This window comes from Arenibacter echinorum (genome assembly GCF_003259375.1).
GTDB lineage: Bacteria > Bacteroidota > Bacteroidia > Flavobacteriales > Flavobacteriaceae > Arenibacter > Arenibacter echinorum.
Genome location: NZ_QLLN01000010.1, coordinates 107,207 through 128,234, shown reverse-complemented (window position 1 = coordinate 128,234; position 21,028 = coordinate 107,207). Strand labels below are relative to the sequence as shown.

General features: G+C 41.6%; 6 protein-coding genes and 1 pseudogene. All 7 read right to left on the bottom strand.

All coding sequences use genetic code 11. From position 1 onward, the window contains the following. Positions 1-1,155 (bottom strand): annotated as a pseudogene (locus LV92_RS20495) (hypothetical protein); the annotation flags it as partial. 717 nt (positions 1,156-1,872) lie between these two features. Next, on the bottom strand, positions 1,873-6,357 hold the full coding sequence (locus LV92_RS20490; protein ID WP_245946447.1) for a beta strand repeat-containing protein: 4,485 nt from the start codon (positions 6,355-6,357) through the stop codon (positions 1,873-1,875). A gap of 192 nt (positions 6,358-6,549) precedes the next feature. Next, complete coding sequence (locus LV92_RS20485) at positions 6,550-11,148, bottom strand: Calx-beta domain-containing protein (RefSeq protein ID WP_245946446.1); 4,599 nt, start codon at positions 11,146-11,148, stop codon at positions 6,550-6,552. Positions 11,149-11,561: 413 nt separating this feature from the next. Continuing rightward, positions 11,562-13,208, bottom strand: a complete 1,647-nt coding sequence (locus tag LV92_RS20480) for an immunoglobulin domain-containing protein (protein ID WP_146613563.1) — start codon at positions 13,206-13,208, stop codon at positions 11,562-11,564. 339 nt (positions 13,209-13,547) lie between these two features. Beyond that, positions 13,548-15,485: an OmpA family protein gene (locus LV92_RS20475; protein WP_111625456.1), complete on the bottom strand. Its 1,938-nt coding sequence runs from the start codon at positions 15,483-15,485 to the stop codon at positions 13,548-13,550. A gap of 10 nt (positions 15,486-15,495) precedes the next feature. Next, on the bottom strand, positions 15,496-16,449 hold the full coding sequence (locus tag LV92_RS20470; protein WP_111625455.1) for a PorP/SprF family type IX secretion system membrane protein: 954 nt from the start codon (positions 16,447-16,449) through the stop codon (positions 15,496-15,498). 15 nt (positions 16,450-16,464) lie between these two features. Beyond that, positions 16,465-20,472, bottom strand: a complete 4,008-nt coding sequence (locus LV92_RS20465) for a T9SS type B sorting domain-containing protein (protein WP_111625454.1) — start codon at positions 20,470-20,472, stop codon at positions 16,465-16,467. Positions 20,473-21,028 lie beyond the last annotated feature (556 nt).

Here is a 21,028-nt window from a genome sequence, read left to right as displayed (position 1 = left end):
TCCTGTAATAGTAACCTGATCGGCAATGGCATCGAAGCTGGATTTGTCCACCCAAGCAACCGTACCCACTGCATCGGTAACCAAAACTTTATCGTTACCACCACTTAATATGTTTTCTGTCTGTACCGCATCGTCGGCCAATTTAGCATTGGTAACGGCATCATCACCTAATTTAATAGTAGTCACCGCTCCATCGGCCAATTTTGCCGTTACTATGGAAAGGTCCTCTACCTTGAAAGGATCCAAAGCAGTACCCACTCCTGTAATCGTAACCTGATCGGCAATGGCATCGAAGCTGGATTTGTCCACCCAGGCAACCGTACCCACTGCATCGGTAACCAAAACCTTATCGTTGCCACCTGAAGAAATATCCTCTGTTAAAATGGTACCGTTCAATATGTTTTGTGTCTGTACCGCATCGTCCGCCAATTTAGCATTGGTCACGGCATCATCGCCCAATTTTACGGTAGTAACCGCTCCATCGGCCAATTTTGCATTGACAATGGAAAGGTCCTCTACTTTGAAGGGATCGGCAACCGTACCCACTCCTGTAATTGTTATTTGGTCGGCAATAGCGGTAAAACTAGATCTGTTAACCCAAGCTACAGTACCAACGGCGTCCGTAACCAAAACCTGGTCCGCACCACCACCTAATATGTTTTCTGTCTGTACTGCATTGTCCGCCAGTTTTGCATTGGTAACAGCATCATCCCCAATTTCCAATACTACATCACCCAGCAAGGCATTTACATCTCCACTCACGTCAATGGTAGTGGAGGTAATATTACCATCACCTGTTAGACTACTTAAATCGGCATTAAAAGTTCCCCCATTCTCTAGGGTAAGTGTCAATTGATTGTTAGCGGGATTAAAACTAAAAACCTGAAGTTGCTGGCTATCCGTAGATGTTAACTCCCAAGAGCCCCCATCCCAAAAGTATATTGTTCCTGTATTTGTATTTACATAAATATCCCCAACATCTGCACCAGTAGGTGTCGTTGTCCCAGGTGCGGTGACGAGTGTACCACTCAAAACCTCACAATTACACTGGTCTTCCAAATTTACTGTGGTTTGCGCCATAGCAAATCCAGAAATTAGAAATATGATTAATAAAATCCCCTTCCTCATGGTATATACTTTACTTAAGTTGGTCATTGTTGGTGTGGTTTAATATTCGAAAATGCTCAAAACTGCTGTAATTGAACTAAACCGATTTATAACACCCTACAAAATTAGCCGTATACATGGCAGTGAGAAATAAATGTTGTGTAACGCTATATTTGTACTGTCTATACATGGATAATTGAGGTTTTGATTTATCTTAAGGCCTATTTTCGAGAGATATCACTCGTCGATTATCCCAATAATAGCAACACTTGCCGAAATTCAACTGTAAGAAAAATCTGTGGATAGAGCGGCTTTAAATCGGGAAAAATTTGCCAATTCTTTAAAAACCCTGGGGTTAAATTTAGATAGATTCTCATGGTATTATCCTCTTTGAAAAACGAAAATTACCCACTCTGGAAAGTTTAATGAAACATATGGAAAGTAGTACAATGAAGAATACCCAAAAACTACCAACAAACTGATTTACAGTACTTTATATATTTTTAAACACTTGAGAGAAATATATAAGCTGAATCCAGATCATTTGATTTCGAAAATCCAAGTTTAGGAAAAAACAATTCTACATATATGCTTTCCCAAACTCATCACAGCTAGGGATGCCTGTTTTTTTAAAGAATAAATGCTACAGACTATCTAGTTTTAATGAATGTCATTTATCGACTTTCAACCTGCACATTGATACTTGTCTAATTATTGATTTGTGAAAGGTTCTACTTAATAAACTGTTGTAGAACAATCAAAAAATCAAATTGGTTTAACCCTATACGTAATTCTTCTGTTGGTGATAAGGGTGTACCCTTTAATCACACTTTTGGGAGAAAACTCTGAGGTAGAATTGGCAAGTGTAGCCGTTGATGTTAGAAAATTCCCTATTACTACACCGGGAGGCAATGGAATAGTAAACTTGAACCTATTGGTATTGTCCGTATTTCCATCCAAGTCCGTATAAGGCGATATACCAGATTCAGCATCAGCCCCACTGCCCTCCACCACGGTAGCCAAATAGGTCTGACCCTCACCATAATCGGTAGACTTGCCCAATTGATTGTCCCCTGCAGTAGCACTTCCTTGATTTATATCGGTCAAGAATAATTCTATGATTGCCCCTGGCCTGGCCCAACCTTCAACTACCATATTGGTACCTGCGGCATAGGCGGCCGAAATAATTGGGAAGTTGATTAACCCATTGGGACCATTATCCCCATCACCATTATCGTTAAGTGTTACCCCATCACCGTTCATATTGGATGCATCCAAATCTATACCCAGGGAAGGAGACCTTTGGCCATTGTTATATATGGAATTTTGGGAAATCAATACTCCTGATACATTATTGGCAACTACGATTCCTTCCCCTTGGTTGCTGTGAATAAGGTTTCTAAAAACAGTGGCATTGGATGCCTTTAAACGAATACCGGAATCGTCGAATATGCCTCCGCCACAAGCGTTGCTGTTAAGTCCATTATTGGTAATGGTATTTTCGGTAATCATAAGTCCCGCATTATAATTATCTCCTTCAATGCCTATTCCAGCTGCCTCATTGATCAAATTGTACCCAATTACCACTCCGCTACCATTCTTTAACAATATATTGTCTGTGCAGCTGTCATTGGCCCCATTTCTATAGAAATGGTTGTATTCCACAACCGTAGCGGTACCACCATCCACCTTTAGGGCAGCCAAATTGGATCCGCTCAGAAAATTCCGGGAAATAGTGGCCGTACCATTTTTAGTCTCCACGGCATATTCCAAATTACCGGATTTAACACCAAGGGCATTAACCCCAAGTAAATTTTCATATAGAAACGCGGTGCCCGCATTTACTTGTATGGCCGATTTGTCATTGTTGTAAACAGCAAGGTTCCTTAAGGTTGCTCCAACCCCTTCCAATCTAAAAAGTTCCTTAGTCTCCCCATGAACCTGGATTTCGGGCAGATTATAGACTGGCAGCGACGCTGCGGAAATACCCACAGAAGAACCCCCATTTCCAACGGTCCCTAAATTGGTGTCACCTGTATAAGCAGTTTGCGTCCTTCCATCAATTACAGTATTGGTTCCTGTTATTTTTGAAAGTTGATTTCCGTCGGAGATAGAAATATTAAAGTACCCGCTGGCAAAATTGGCATCTGCCGCTCTGCCCAATGGATCCGATGTAGAAGGTATCATAAAAATGGAAGTCTCCTCCCCTGCCAGTGGATTGAAAATGGCATTAGCCTCTATATCCAAACCTATCTCATTTAAATTATTGGAATTGACAATAAATTGTTCCAAGGAGCCCTGTCCAAATTGATTGGTGTTGACAATCGTATTAAAGTTGAACCCAAAATCTATACCTACAACCCCATCACCTGCTACGGAGACCGTTGAAACACTCTGGGCATTATTTATTACTCCCAAAGCAACATCCTGTTGTGCGGCCGGATTGGCTCCTCCCACCTCATTAGCCACCTCTATCAAGGAAGAAGGACCACGATATTTCCTAAAAGTTTGTACGGGATAACAAGTAGAACAATTGAGACCGCCCCTATTGGATTTAACAGTTGAATTGACCGCTTTTATACGATACGCCCCATCTGCCATTCCTCCAAAGGAATAATACCCATTAATATCCGTTGTTTTTCTCTGGATAAAAGTACCTGCAGCATTAAAAAGTTCCACTATGGCACCAGAAACTCCCAACCCCCCGGAAGTTACCCTATTCCTGCCCGGCCCACCTGGATAATTAACATCTTCAAAAACGGTTCCAGCAATTAAATTGGAGGGTACCTTGAGCACTACTGCAGCAGAAATCACAAAATCCTGACCTACATTGACGTTGGCAGTAACCTGACTATCCGATGGTAGTATATACGAAGATATATCATAGGTATCCAAATCTACACCATGGGAAGTTGAAGAATTATATATTGGCAAAACGGTATTATCGTAAATAGTGGAGTTATAGGCATTGTTGCCGGTTTGACCGCCGTCTCCCGTTAGTATATAGGTTGTTCCTGATTGATTGGTTACCGAAAGTCGCTCTGGGTTAGTTGAACCAGAACTAGATCCGTCCAAATTGGGGTCTCCCTCCCAAGACAAAAATGTGGCTTTGGCCCCAGAACCGGCAATGGCATAGAAGGAATCCAAGGTAAAGGAGGTACCTGCATTACTAAGACCGTCAAAACCTTGATATAGGTTAATGTTAACGGCTGGCAAGGAAGGATCTTCATAAAACACGATCAATGTCCAGCCCCCAAGTACCGTAGCCGTTGAGCAGTAATTACCGGTATTATCTATATTAAGGCCACTAAAATCATAGGTATTGGTAGATGGATTGGGAATTCCTTTTACAATGTTGGTCACATCGCTTACATAGCCGTAAAAGTTCCTATTGGTCAAAGTGGTCTGGTACAAATAATTGGCAGAAACGTTCTGGCCCTCAAAGATTACATCCGGATCACGTACACTATTGGAATGTGCCCAATACAAATAAGCCCTTTCCACAGTTGCCGTAGCCGGAATAGGAGAGATTAAGGTATTGGATGAGGAGTTTGTAATGAGACAGGCGTTGCCACTATTGCTTTGAGTTCTTAATGTTCCTCCTGTAGTGGAATAGTCAAAGTACCCATCGAACTCCTGAAAAAGTGTCAAAGGGTCATTGGCCAAAATCTGGGTATTGATGGTTCCTGTTCCGGTATCCGAATAATTGATGGTACCATAGGATGCTGTTGCCCCTGTAAACCTAACAGTAAAATCTTCGGCAGTTTCCGGGATTCCATCATTAATTATAGGTACCGAAATAGTCTGCACATTGCCCAACTGACCATTAAAGGTCAAAGTCCCGGAGGTTGCGGTATAATCGCTTCCTGCCAAAGCTGAACCGTTCACTGTTTCAAAATTAACAGTAAACGGCACATGAATAAAGCTGAACAAAAATGTATATCCGTGGCGTACACGTGTCTGGGTTACCGTAAAAACAGCATTTCCAACTGTTTCATCAACAGAAATATCATTTATTACTATTTTAGGTCCTTCAACAACACATTTTACAGCAGCCTGCCACCCAGTTCCAGTGGTACTCCCATTAGAGGTAAACCTAAAAGTTAAACAGCCTCCTGCACCGTATGGAGAATCAATAGAGGTAGGAATATTATTGTTGTCGTAGACTCCAATTGGTGTACCCGTTGCCGTTGTGCCGCCATAAACATAAAGTATATCTCCAACGGCAACATCAAAACTTGTAAAATCCACACTAATATAATTATTGGCCGTGTCCGGACAAATGGTATGGACCCTACTCTCATTATTGCCGTAATTGCCACCAACACTTCCAGAATCAAAGAAAACGGCATTACAGGTATTGGTCGTTGCCCCATTGGTAATTATTAGAGCATCATTATCCAAAATGGTTCCCGTGCCTATATCGGTAATATCTACTGTGGATAGGGATTTTCCTGTAAAACTAACCGTAAATATTTCCAAATCCTCCACTACGGTATCATCCAAAATATTTATGGTTATTGTCCTTGTAACCCCTGAGGTGCCTGTAAAACTTAAAGTTCCTGTCTTGGCCGTATAATCACTTCCAGCTGTAGCTGTACCGTTATTGGTAGTGTAGTTTATTGTAAATGCTGCAGCATTGGAACCCGTATGGGTTACTGTAAAAGTAGCCGTTCCTGCATTTTCATTTACAGATACATCGTTAATGGTCATAATAGGGCCAAAGGTGGCAGTGAACTGTACATTGTCTATGTAGAAGTAGTCACTACCGTCCCAATCCCCGCTTCCGGTAATAAATCGTATGGAGGAAGAAGCAGATATTTGACTAGTAATTAAATTATAAGAAATGGAACCTGTACCATCATTGTTTAATGTTGAAACTGTTTGCCAAGTTGATCCATTCCACAATTGCACCAATAAGGTTTCCCCTCCCCTGCTAGATCCATTATAATCGAAAGTAAGTGTAACGGCACTGGCACCGGCCAAATCAAGATTCCTTTGAATGGTCTCGTCAGATAATCTCCTAAAGCGTAGTACGTTACTATTAATCCTAATATTTCCACCACTGGAACTATTATCATCATTGCTTTCCGTCCAATTGGAGGAAAAATTGTTGGTCCCATTATTGTTGGAATAGGAAACGCTATTGAAATTATCCAAATAGGTTTGCTGCCCAACCATGTGGGTAAAGCAGAAGAACACCATAAAAAGAATAGGTATTCTTTTTTGAAGGCTAATCCTTGTTATCATCAAGTAGACGCGATCCTAAGAGATCAACGTATCAAATGTATTCCAAGAAAAGATGCAAGCTTTGAAAATGTTGTGTACGGAACCAAAATAAATGCCAAAGATTAAAATTATGACATCTTCAAAATTAAAAGCAGGCATTTTTGCCATTTAAAAGCACTTATAAGAATGTACTATTGCCCATCTTGACAACCCTCAATTCTTTTTAACCCTGTAAGTAATTCGTCTATTGGTAATTACAGTATATCCTTTTATAATACTCTGTGGTGAAAATTCCGAGGTTGAATTTGAAATAGTAGCGGTGGCAGTTAAAAAATCCCCCTTCATCACTCCAGGAAGCAGTGGAATTTTAAACTTAAACCTATTGGTGTTGTCGGTATTACCGTCCAAATCTATATATGAAGATGTACCGGATCGGGTATCCGAACCACTACCTTCTACAACCGTTGCCAAATATATCTGACCCTCTCCGTAATCTGTCGTCATTCCCAACTGGTTGTCACCTGCAGTGGCACTTCCTTCGTTTATATCTGTCAAAAACAATTCTATAATTGCCCCAGGCCTTGCCCAACCTTCAACTATTAAATTGGTGCCGGTTGCATAGGCTGCTTCAATAATGGGAAAATTCAACAAGTTATTTGGGCCATTATCCCCATCGCCGGAATCGTTTAGGGTTACACCATCACCATTCTTTTTGGAAGCATCCAAATCAATACCTAAAGACGGAGCTCGCTGTCCGTTGTTATACATGGAATTTTGGGAAATCAAGATTCCTGAAACATCTTCGGCCACCACGATTCCTTCACCCTGATTGCCGTGAATTACATTCCTATAAACAGTAGCATCTGCTGCCTTTAAACGAATACCGGAATCATCGAATACTCCCCCACCGCAGGTATTATTATTTACACCATTATTGGTAATGGTATTTTCAGTGATCATCAATCCTGCAGCATAGTCATCTCCTTCAATCCCTATTCCTGCAGCTTCGTTGATCAAATTGTAACGAATTGTAATCCCGCTACCTCCCTCAATTAAAATATTATCGGAACAGGTCTCGTTTGCCCCATTACTATAAAAATGGTTGTATTCCATGACAGTAGACGTTCCCCCATCCAAATGAACTGCGGCCACATCCGAACCACTTAAATAATTTCTAGCAATAGTTGTTGCCCCATCCTTGGTTTCCACTGCATATTCCAAGTTACCGGATTTTGCTCCCAAGGCATTTACCCCGAGTACATTCTCATAAAGAAAAGCGGTGCCGGAATTTACTTGAATTGCCGATTTATCATCCGTGTATATAGCCAAATTACGCAGGGTAGCACTATTTCCTTCCAATCTAAAAAGTTCCTTGGAGTCACCACGAACCTGAATTTCAGGCAGTTCATAATTCGGCAATGCTGTGGCAGAAATACCTACAGTTGTGCCCCCGTCCCCTATGGTTCCCGAGTTACTATCTCCCGAATATGCGGTCTGAGTCCTGCCATCAATAATGGTGTTGGTACCCGTTATTATTGATAACTGGTAGGCATCAGTTATATTAATATCAAAATACCCGCTGGCAAAATTGGCATCGGCGGTTCTACCCAATGCATCTGATGTTGGAGGTATCATAAATATTGAGGTGTCTTCCCCAGCTGCCGGGTCAAATATAGAATTGGCCTCAATATCCAAACCTGTTTCATTTAAGTTATTGGAATTGACTATAAATTGTTCCAAGGAACCTTGTCCGAATTCATTGGTGTTTACTATGGTATTAAAATTGAAACCAAAATCGATGCCTACAACACCATCTCCTGAAACAGAGACCGTTGATACGCTCTGGGCATTGTTTATGACCCCCAAAGCAACATCCTGCTGTGCAGCCGGATTTGCGCCTCCAACCTCATCCGTCACGTCGATTAATGAGGAAGGGCCACGATATTTCCTAAAGGTTTGTACTGGATAACAGCTAGAACAGTTGAGGCCACCCCTATTGGAGCGAACCGTTGAATTTACTGCTTTAACCAAATAATCCCCATCGGCCATTCCTCCAAAGGAATAATAACCATTAATGTCGGTGGTTTTTCTTTGTACAAAGTTGCCTGCGGCATCGAAAAGCTCCACAATGGCTCCTGAAACTCCCAATCCCCCAGAAGAAATTCGGTCCCGACCAGGCCCTCCAGGATAATTCACATCCTCAAAAACCCTACCTCCAATTAAATTGGAGGGAACCTTAATGACCACTGCGGCCGAAATTACAAAATCCTGACCTACATCTACATTAGCGGTAACCTGAGTATCCGATGGTTGTATATATGTTGATATATCATAGGTATCCAAATCTACACCATACGAATTTGCTGTATTATATACCGGACTTACGGTATTATCGTATATGGTGGAATTATAGGCATTGTTCCCTGTTTGGCCTCCATCCCCTGTAAGCACATAAGTTGTACCGGATTGGTTGGTTATGGAAAGTTCTTCCGGGTTACTGGAACCAGAGCTATTGCCATCCAATGTTGAATCTCCCTCCCATGATAAAAACGAGGCTTTGGCGCCAGAACCGGCAATGGCAAAGAATGAATCCAAAGTAAAGGAAGTTCCCGAATTGCTTAGGCCATCAAAGCCTTGGTACAAGTTAATGTTTACTGCGGGCAATGAGGGATCTTCATAGAATACAAAAAGAGTCCACCCGCCCAGTACGGTAGCTGAGGAACAATATGTATTTGAATTGTCTATCGTTAAATCGGAAAAATCAAAAACGTTTGTAGAGGGGTTCGCGACCCCTTTTACTATATCCGTAACATCACTTACATAACCATAAAAATTTCTATTACTTGAAAGTGTGGTCTGGTACAAATAATTGGCTGAAACATTCTGACCCTCGAAGGTAACATCCTGATCACGAACACCGCTGGAATGTGCCCAATATAAATAAGCCCTTTCCACAGTGGCCGTGGCCGGAATAGGTGAAACCAGGGTATTGGAAGAAGAGGTTGTTATGGCACAGGCATTTCCCCCGTTATTCTGAGTTCTCAATGTACCCCCTGTGGCGGAATAGTCAAAATAACCATCAAACTCCTGAAAAAGGGTCAAGGGATCATTGGCCAAAATCTGGGTATTGATAGTTCCAGTTCCTGTATCCGAGTAATTTATAGTACCATACGAGGCTGTAGCCCCTGTAAATCTGATCGTAAAATCTTCTGCATTCTCCGGAACCCCATCGTTGGCAATAGGAACCGAAATGGTCTGGACATTTCCTAACTGACCGTTAAAGGTCAGTGTCCCAGAGGTGGCCGTATAATCACTGCCAGCTAAGGCGCTGCCATCAACCGTTTCAAAATTAACAGTAAAAGGCACATGTATAAACCCAAATAACCAACTATACCCATGTCGTGCCCGTGTTTGGGTCACCGTAAAAACTGCATTCCCGACATCCTCATCAAAAGAAATGTCGTTTATGACTATTTTAGGTCCTTCTGGATAACAATTTACTGAAGCTTGCCAACCTTCTCCGTTATTCCATCCATTAGAGGTAAACCTAAAGGTTAAACAACCAGAACTATGTGTAGATTCTATAAGATCCGGAATATTATTGTTATCGTATTGCCCTATTAACGTCCCACCAGTAGTAGTTCCGTCATATATATATAATACATCTCCGCTGGGCACATCGAAACCAATAAAATCCAGACTAATGTAATTATTGGCAGTGTCAGGACAAATGGTGTACACTATATTTTGGTTACTATTATAATTACCTACACCTCCCGGGTCCAAAAAGGTATCACTACAAGTATTTTCCGTTGTTCCGTTGGTCATTATTATGGCATCGTCATCAACAATTGTCCCTTCGGCAGTATCTGAAATATCTACAGTTCCATTTGAAGTAGATGTAAACTGTATGGTAAAGGCCTCAATGTTTTCAAAGGTAGTGTCATCCGTTATGGGTACCGTAAAAGACTCTGTATCACCAGAAGTACCATTAAAGGAAAGTGTTCCTGTTGAAGTGGTATAATCCGAACCTGCTAAGGCAGAACCATCGGAAGTTGCATAATTCACCGTAAATGCTCCTGCAGCATTTGCCCCAGAATGGGTTGCTGTAAATGTAGCCGTTCCGTCTCCTTCGTTGACGGTAATATCGTCTATGGTTATTGCAGGAGCTATAGAATACACTATGGTCAAAACCGGTGCCCTTGAAGAACTACCATCATGGGACTCTGCGGTACGCTGACCCGTTCCTGTAATTACAAAAACCATGGAATTACCACTACTCCATCCGCCCCGATCTACAATTTCCTGTACAATAGAACTCAAATTAGGTGTCTGTTGATTTGGTCCAGCCTGCCCTACAGAATTCCAGGCTGGTATATTGTTCCATGCCACAGATGCAGTAGTGAGCGTTCTGTTGGATATATTGTAGTCCCCAGTTCCAAAATTCCCCGGATTATTGGCATCTTGTCCCCTGATAACAAGGGATGTTGCTTCAGAATCCGTTTCATCAGTAGTAAACTGAATATTTGCACTAATTATGGTAACACCCTGTGGAACATTGATATTTCGGAATCGTATCCCTACGAGCTGATTGGTATTTCCATCACTTGTCAATTCCAAATCCGAACTTCCTCTGTCCATATCCCCATCGGAAACCCGTTCCTCGGCATCGTCATTATCGTTGGAAACCTGGGAGGTTATCGTTGTTTGTCCAAAACTGTTGGATACGGATAAAAACAGAAATAATAATAAACAGAAAGTTGAAATACCCCTGGACGATAAAGAAGTATATGGTCCTATAATTTGTTTCACAGTATTGGCAACCACATGTAAAAACATTCTTAGAATAAGGGTCACCGCATTAAAGTACGCTATTATACGCCTAAATGCTTTTGGCCTGGCTTTATGTTGGTCTTTAACTCTGATAATATTGGTTTTTTTATCCTACTTTTTAGCGTTTCAAGTTTTTCAACCTTAGTAAAACAAGTAGAATTGAGCTTAAAAATATATCGGAAGAAGCCGGATACCTAAATTATGTTGTGTAAAGTACTTAAACGACAGTGAATACCGTATTTTCTGCTATTTTCGCTAAATGGATATCTGGAAATTGACTAATCTTTCAGTGTATTTGGACGATACCCCCCTACAATCAAGGTTCTGTAACATTCAATTTAGAAAGGCAATTAAAATGGCAATGGTTTTGAATAAAGGTCCTAGTAAAACGATTACATATCAACCCTATAGGTTATTTTCCTGTTGGTAATAACCGTTCTTACCTTAACCGTGAGCAAGGCCGAGGATGACGTAGTAGAGGGACAACTTGATCCCGATTTTGAGGCCAAAACACGATACCTATATCCATTTTTATCGGCTCCAGCAGTCTTAACAGTCAAGGCTGTAGATTGCGTTCCGGCATACTCCGCACCGTTTGAAATGTTGTTGAAGACAGTTCCCCCATCTGTACTTACCTGCCATTGAAAGGTATCTGCATTAGTTGCGGTTACGGTAAAAATGGCATTGCCACCTGTAAAAATTGATTGATCCGGTCCAATGGTAGCCGTAGGTGGGGTATCTTGCGTAACAACGATTGCCGTTCTGGCGCCACTGCGGCAATTGGTTGTGGTATTCCGTGCTTCCGCGTAAAAAGTCCCTGGACCGCTGGGAGTATAAGTTGTATTGCCCAATAGTAATAAAGTACCTCCACTGGGCGAATCGTACCAGTCCACCGTCTCCCCAAAACCTACCGATGCGGTTATGCTTGGTACTGCATCTCCTAGGCAATAGGATTTGTTGCCACCACTGCTAGGTGAATTCACTACTGGGCAGGCGCAATTGGGGGCAGTAACAGGTAATTGATTTGTACAACCATTGGCCCCAGTCACCGTTACCACAATGTTGGTTCCGGAAGGAACATTGGTTATGGCCCATACATTACCCGATGTATTTGTAACGGTCCCAGCCGTGCTTGTTACTGTTCCCGTACTAACGGTTACTTCCAATTGGTAGGTAGTAGGTGAAAATAGCCTAAATACACATGTTGGAGGACTAGAAACGGATATCGTAGGTCTTGGAAGAATGGTTAGTTTTACAGCAGTTCTAAATAAACTTCTACGACTTGAATCTGAATTATCCACACTTTCTCCGTAAAAGGTTACATTACCCACCGAGTTTAAGGTAGGAGAAACTGGAGAACCACCACTTGTAGCCGTATACCATACCACATGGGCCCCGGATGGTGGGGTAGCGGAAGCAGTGAGGGTCTGTATTGGATTTTGGGCACATTCGGTAATATCCCCATTACTGGTTGGAGGAGGAAGTGCCGATTCTATTTCGTCGAAAGAATATTCATAATTACCGTTTCCTTTACAAGAAGAAAACTCCCTTGTTCCTAAGTAAATTCTTTGGGAATTATTACAATTTTTGTCTGTATCAATATGCCCTCCATTGTTATAAATTATTGCTTCTGAGGGCAAATGAAGGTCGGCATTTTGGACCCAAGTTAAAACACCATCACTTTGTACGGCTATTAACATTATGTTGACATAAAAATCTCCATTATTTGGTAGCGAAAGGGTGTCATCAGCACCGGATTCGTTTCCAATAATAAGCTTGTCTATGGTATAGGAAGTTATGTTTACATTTAGCGTTACAGTATTACCACTACCTATGGTTACCGTACCCACATTACTATTTTGACCTGGATATGATGTGGCATTTACCCATGCAATACCATTATAAATTTGCCATGTGCTTGCACTACCCCAATTTCCTGTAGCCTTCGACCTATAATCTCCAGTAACCTGAGCAAATACAGGGATACTAAAAACTACAAACAAAACTATTAAAACAGTTTGTTTTAATTTCTGACTCAAAAATTTGGATCCAAAAGACATCTATTATTCCCAATTACGACTGGCAAATATTTATATAAATAATGCAGCCAAGCCTTTATTTAACATTACCGAAACCATGGATTCCAGAATCAAGTGGTGAAAATATTAAAAAATAAAAGTGCACGGAACAATATGTTGTGAAGTACCAAAATACTGTGGTAAGGAGGTCCCTTAAGAGGATTTGCGGACCAAAGGATCAGCAAACATCAATAAAGTCAAAGGACTTATAATACTATTACCATGTATTAAACCTTGACAATTGTGCATAAAAAAGCAGCTGTGAAAACAGCTGCTTTTTATTTTATTTTGAGAGAAAATCTATTCCAAAATCAGGAATTCGGACCTTCTGTTCAGTTGATGTTCAGCTTTAGAGCATCTTACACCATTGACACACCTATTCACTAAACGGGTCTCTCCAAAGCCTTCACCCTGCAAACGTTCCTTAGCAATTCCTTTTGAAACCATATACGCTACGGTAGATTCAGCTCTTTTTTGTGATAACCAAAGATTATAGGCATCAACCCCTTGACTATCCGTATGGGAAGTAACCTTGAGTTTTAAACTAGGATACTTTTCCATGGCTGCAATTACCTTTTGAATTTCAATTTCAGCGTCCGGCCTAACATTATATCTATCAAAATCAAAATAAATGGTACTTAGCTGCAATAATTTGGCCAAATCGTCCCCATAGCCCGCTGTTACGGTATCTCTTTCCAAATAGAAATCTACGATCAATGGCTTGCTATCGGATATATTCAGGTACTCTTCGGAAGGTACATATCCTTGCATGGTAGCCCTGACAAAGTTACCTTTATTACAGTCTATGGTAATACTATAGTTACCATTTGAATCCGTAATTGCCGATGCCAATTCCTCATTGTTTTCATCTATAACCTTTACCGTTGCCCCAACCAAGACTTCATTGGATATTTTATCCCTTACGGTACCCGTAATTGGTTTTATACAATCGAATTCCAATTTTTTAGTCTCTACAAAACTATAGATATCGTCCTCACCCACTCCATTCTCCCGGTTCGAAGCAAAATAGCCGTTTCTGGTTTCTTCATTTATAATGAAGGTAAAATCATCCAACTCACTGTTTACGGGCTTTCCTACATTTAATACGGTCCCTATATACTGACTGTTGGAAATTTTCGTAGCAAATATGTCCAAGCCACCCAATCCGGGATGACCATCGGAAGAAAAATATAGTACATTTTCACTGGTAACATAAGGGAAGGTTTCCCTAGCTTCAGTATTGATAATATTTCCCAAATTTACTGGAGTCCCATAAGTACCATCACTATTAATGGCGACTTTAAAAATATCCGACTCCCCATAGGTACCTGGCATATCGGAGGCAAAATATAATATTTTTTCGTCTGGACTAAGGGTAGGGTGTGCTATGGAATAGGATTCACTATTAAATGGAAGCTCCTCAATCTGGGTCCATATTCCGTTTTCTTTAACTGCTTTGAAGATCTTTAGGCGTACAACTCCCTTCTCATCTTTTACTGTTTTGCCATCAAATAGATTATTTCTCGTAAAATAAAGGGTGTTACCATCCTTTGTAAAAACCGAAGTAGATTCGTGATATCTGGTATTTATATTGTCACCAAATTTAACCACCTTGTTTTCAGAGACACTATCTGCATTTACCTTGTACAGATCCAAGAAATCTTTGGAATTCCAAGTATGTCTATATCGAGCCAAATTACCGGTATCCCTATCTGAGGAGAATATCAGCCCTTGCCCATAAAAGGAAGGGGCAAAATCCGAATACCTGGAATTGAAGGCAAATTTGCCTATTTCATATCTCCCTGAATTTTTCTCAATTTCTGCCAAGTAGTCCCTTTCGGCCATATAAAGGTTGGCCCTAACATCTGCTGAAGTTATTTGGGAAAACTCTGCCATTACATCCTTGGACAAATCATATTCCCCCAATGATCTCAACGTCTGGGCATATCTAAAATAATACTCCGGTCCAATTCCCTCTTTGTATTCACTTAGGAGTCTTTTGTAAATTTCTGATGCCTCTTTGTATTCCGCATTAAAATAATAAGAATTTCCTAGTTTCATTAACAAATCCGCTGACGTATATCCCTTGTCCAATACACGTTTATAGATATCAATGGCCGGACTAAAGGAATAGTCACTATATTTTTCATCTGCCTTATTTATCAATCTATCCTGGGCAATGAGAACGTTACCAAGGACAGAAAATAATACTGTCAGCAAAAAAATTCTTTTTATCATTTTATTTTTTTTAAAAGAAACGCGGAGATACCATTCTTCGGAACGATTTAACCAGTTCAAATCTTAAAAACACTTCAAAGGACCCGTCATTAAATTGGGTGCCTCCCAACTCGGTAGTTTCCCTATCATAAGCCAGACCAATCATAAACTGATCGCTCAGCTGAAAGCCGAGAAGACCACTCAATGCCGCATCCCATCTATAGGCTGCACCAAAACTAAACTTGTCATTGAACAAGAAACTGGCGGATAAATCTATTTGCAAGGGTGCCCCGCCCACTACTTTGGTCAAAACGGCAGGTTTGAACTTAAAATTATTATTAAGATCAAAGACGTAACCAGTAATTAAATAAAAATTCATTCTTTCCTTGGAAAGGAACTGCACTGAATTGGCATCTCGTTGGGAATTATCAAAATATTCGGTTTCCACCATATTTGGGGCGGAAAGTCCGGCATAAAACTTATCTGTATGATAATACACACCTACTCCAAAATTAGGGGAAAACTTATTGTCGATGTTCTCGCCTTGAATATTTTCAGAATCAAAATTGTTCAATCCATTAAAATCCAGACTCAACATATTCCCCCCTACTTTCAATCCAAAGGATAATTTGGCATCCAAAGAAACATCAACGGTATATGACAATACGGCATCGAACTGGGTTTCCTGAACCACACCATCCCCAATATTATCATTGATTACGGAAATACCGTAACCCAATCTGCTATTCCTTATTGGCGAATGCAGGTTTAAAGTCTGTGTTTTTGGTGCTCCTTCCAGGCCAACCCACTGGGACCGGTAAAGCGCCGCTGCACTTAATTGCCCCCTAGAACCCGCATACGCCGGGTTTACACTCATGGTATTGTACATATACTGGGTATACTGTGCATCTTGCTGGGCGTAAAGACCTGCAAAAAGGGAAAACAACATTAAAACGGTAACGAGGAGACTCTTTTTATATATCATCTACTATAAAATATTTTATTTACTCACATAAATATAACCACTATCTGTAATATTCTGCTGTTTATTTTCATATTGAAAAATATAATAATAAACTCCTGCGGGCAAATAATTGTTTCCAGTCACAGTAGATCTTGCCTTGGATCTACCGTCAAATACATTATTTTGATTATTATACCCTTTTCCCTCATAAACAGAAACACCCCATCTATTGAAGATTTTCAAGGTATTGTTATTGGCGTTTCTAACCCCTCTAATAAATAGGAAGTCGTTTTTACCATCCGAATTAGGGGTCACGAGTTGATTTACTTCAATTTTTTCATCCTCATCCCCTTCTTCTACAGTCACCGTTACCGTGCCAGTATCACAGTTTTCAGCATTGGCAGCCTCACAGATCATATACTCTATTGTGTAAGTGCCATCGGCAGTACCCGGGGCCACACTTACACTTCCATCCTCATTGATCGTAAGAACAGCCGTTGGCGTAGAAGTAAGCACCACATCTGTAGCAGCTACCGGATCGCCATTAAGGGTATCGTTGTCCAGCACGTTGCTGTCCAGGATCAGTCCAGTGTTATCCGTATCTGTTATATAGGCATCGTCCACCGCAATAATTACATTGTCCATATCAGGACCTACCTGAACGGTTACCGTCCCAGTATCGCAATTGTCCGTATTGGCCACTTCACATATGGTATATTCTATGGTGTAGATGCCATCGGCAGTACCAGGGGCAATGCTAACGCTGCCATCCTCGTTTATGGTAAGTTCGTCCGTTGCCGTAGAGGTAAGCACTACCTCCTCAGCGGCTACCACCTCGCCGTTGATGGTATCGTTCCCCAGCACATTGCTATCGGGTATAACACCACTAACTCCGGTTTCCACGCCATAAGTGTCATCCACCGCATCGATCACATTGTCCATATCAGGACCTACCTGAACGGTTACCGTAGCTGTATCACAATTGTCCGTATTGGAAACTTCACAGATTGTATATGCTATAGTGTAAGTGCCATCGGCAGTACCGGGGGCCACGCTAACACTACCATCCTCGTTTATGGTAAGTTCGTCCGTTGCCGTAGAGGTAAGCACTACGTCCGCAGCGGCTACCACCTCCCCGTTTATGGTGTCATTGCCCAGCACGTTGCTATCGGGTATAACACCACTAACTCCAGTTTCCACGCCATAAGTGTCATCTACCGCATCGATCACATTGTCCATATCAGGGCCTACCTGAACGGTTACCGTAGCTGTATCACAATTTTCCGTATTGGCCACTTCACAGATAGTATATTCAATAGTGTAGGTGCCATCGGCAGTACCGGGAGCCACACTTACACTGCCATCCTCGTTTATAGTAAGTTCGTCCGTTGGCGTAGAGGTAAGCACTACGTCCGCAGCGGCTACCACCTCCCCGTTTATGGTGTCGTTGCCGAGCACGTTGCTGTCTGGTATTACTCCACTTACATCGGTATCCACGCTATAACTGTCGTCCACCGCATCGATTGTGTTATCCATATCAGGACCTACCTGAACAGTGACAGTACCCGTATCGCAATTGTCCGTATTCGCCACTTCACATATAGTATATTCAATAGTATAGATGCCATCGGCAGTGCCGGGGGCCACGCTAACACTGCCATCCTCGTTTATGGTAAGTTCGTCCGTTGGCGTAGAAGTAAGCACTACGTCCGCGGCGGCTACCACCTCCCCGTTTATGGTGTCGTTGCCGAGCACGTTGCTGTCTGGTACTACCCCATTTACATCGGTATCCACGCTATAACTGTCGTCTACAGCATCGATTGTGTTATCCATATCAGGACCTACCTGAACAGTGACAGTACCCGTATCGCAATTGTCCGTATTGGCCACTTCACATATAGTATATTCAATAGTATAGGTGCCATCGGCAGTACCGGGGGCCACACTAACACTGCCATCCTCGTTTATGGTAAGTGCATCCGTTGGCGTAGAGGTAAGCACTACGTCCGTGGCGGCCACTACCTCGCCGTTTATGGTGTCGTTGCCCAGCACGTTGCTGTCTGGTATTACTCCATTTACATCGGTATCCACGCTATAACTGTCGTCCACCGCATCGATTGTGTTGTCCATATCAGGACCTACCTCAATAGTTACCGTGGCCGATGCACAAACACTGGGATCAGGAATAACGTTACATACCTGATAAATTAAAGTAACGGTTGTGTTGGATTCGGATTCGACAGGAGTGTAGCTCATGAAGCCAGTTTCCTCATTAAAAGAAACAGTCCCTAAAGCGCTGCCTCCAATCATGGATAAAGCCGTAATACCCAAATTGTTAGGGTCATTATTAGGCAAGTAATCATCATTCTCCAAAATATTGATCGCCACTTCTGTCAGTGCAGGGGTAGAACCGGAGTCATCCCTCGCCGTTGCCACAAGAGGATCCGGATCAGTTCCATTTGGATTTCCGTCATTGTCACAATCTAGAACCTCCCATTCAACTGTAGGGGTTAACGTAACGCTTTCTGGATTATAATCGCATGGATCCAGTGGATCGGTCCCGTCTGTTTTCTCGTCCTCATTGGTTACCCCATCCCCGTCACAGTCCTCGTCGTTCCAAGTGTTGGAAGGAGCTACAGTCTGGTGGGCCAATACAAAATCGCAGGAATCCAACGGATCTGTACCGTCTTCTTTCTCGTCCTCATTGGTCACTCCATCCCCGTCACAATCAACAGTTAAATAGTCGCCACTCTGGGGCAAAGTTATATGTTCAGGGTTATAATCGCAGGGGTCCAATGGATCTGTACCATCGGTTTTCTCATCTTCATTGGTCACCCCGTCCCCATCGCAATCCTCATCGTTCCATGTGCTGGAAGGAGCTACGGTCTGGTGGGCCAAAACGAAATCGCAGGAATCCAACGGATCTGTACCGTCTTCTTTCTCGTCCTCGTTGGTCACTCCATCCCCGTCACAATCAGCTTCCAAATAGTCGCCGCTCTGGGTCAAGGTAATATGTTCAGGATTATAATCACAGGGATCCAAAGGATCCGTGCCATCCGTTTTCTCATCCTCGTTAGTTACACCATCACCATCACAATCGGCATTTTTCCATTCCGTTGATGGAGAACAGTTTTGGTGGGCCAAAATAAAATCGCAGGAGTCCAAAGGATCAGTACCGTCCTCCTTTTCCTTTTCATTGGTAACACCATCGCCGTCACAGTCCGCATTCTTCCAATCGGTGGATGGGCTACAGTTTTGGTGCGCCAAAATAAAATCACAGGGATTCAAAGGATCTGTACCGTCCTCTTTTTCCTTTTCATTCGTAACGCCATCTCCGTCACAGTCTGCAGTCTTCCATTCATTGGAAGGACTACAATTTTGATGTGCCAAGATAAAATCGCAGGGATCCAAGGGATCTGTACCATCTGCCTTTTCTTTTGTGTTCGTCACCCCGTCACCGTCACAGTCCGCATTCTTCCATGCAGTTGAAGGGCTACAGTTTTGGTGCCCTAAAACAAAATCACAGGAATCCAAAGGATCTGTACCATCGGTCTTTTCTTTAATATTCGTAACTCCATCCCCATCACAATCCGCATTCTTCCAAGCCGTTGTAGGCGCACAATTCTGGTGTGCCAAAACAAAATCGCAGGAATTGTTCGGATCCGTACCGTCCTCATTTTCTTTATCATTGGTCACTCCGTCCCCATCAGAATCTATTGATGTAGCCGAGGATGAAACTAATAACGTTAAGGGAATAGCACTAATCTGATCAGCAGAGCTTGAAGTAAATACTGCTGAATAATCTATAGCACTTCTATATAAATCAAGATTGCCTATAGAAAAAAGATCCCAAAATCTATTTGAAGAATTCTCCTTTATATCTGATTTACCGTTAACATTAACTTCATTTAATATTTTTTCCCCATGATAATACACATAGGTATTACTATAGGAGGATGAACTTCCAAAAACAAAAACAACAGCGATAAGTGAAAAATAACGAGCTAGAGTGCTCCTATGTTTCACAAAAGTAATATTCTCCATAAATGATAGTTTTATATCAACTGATCACCATGGCATATAGGTAAAAAATAAATGTAAGAAGTTGGGGCCAACTCCAATATTACATGCAAGATATATCTAAAAAATCAATACTCATAAGGTTTTCGAGCTATAAATTATATAAAATCTGCCAATAACCGTATTACTCGACAAAGTGTTAAATAATCACAAAAACGACCTTGAACATATGCAGTAAATCACGTAAAAATCGTTCGTAAAACAGCACTATATTGTAGGTCTTTTCCTAGACAAAAAGTAAACAAAGGACTTATTATAAAGCAATAACAAACTAATATTTCATCCATAATGACTAAAATTACCCTGCCTTAAAACCGGAAAAAAGTTTACTTGAATTTTGGATTATCCTAAAAAAACAAATAACAATTCCCCAACCACAAAAAGTATAAGACAACCAAGGCAAACGCCAACAAACCTCAAAAGAAAAATCCTAATAAGTCGGCCAGAACCTAAGAAATAATATAATACCCCCGTCTAATCCGGAATATCCACCAATTAATATTTCTTTACAGTATTTACC

Coding starts and splice junctions, on each gene's coding strand:
- LV92_RS20470 (WP_111625455.1), bottom strand. CDS start 16,449: ATGATATATAAAAAGAGTCTCCTCGTTACCGTTTTAATGTTGTTTTCC.
- LV92_RS20475 (WP_111625456.1), bottom strand. CDS start 15,485: ATGATAAAAAGAATTTTTTTGCTGACAGTATTATTTTCTGTCCTTGGT.
- LV92_RS20490 (WP_245946447.1), bottom strand. CDS start 6,357: ATGATAACAAGGATTAGCCTTCAAAAAAGAATACCTATTCTTTTTATG.
- LV92_RS20465 (WP_111625454.1), bottom strand. CDS start 20,472: ATGGAGAATATTACTTTTGTGAAACATAGGAGCACTCTAGCTCGTTAT.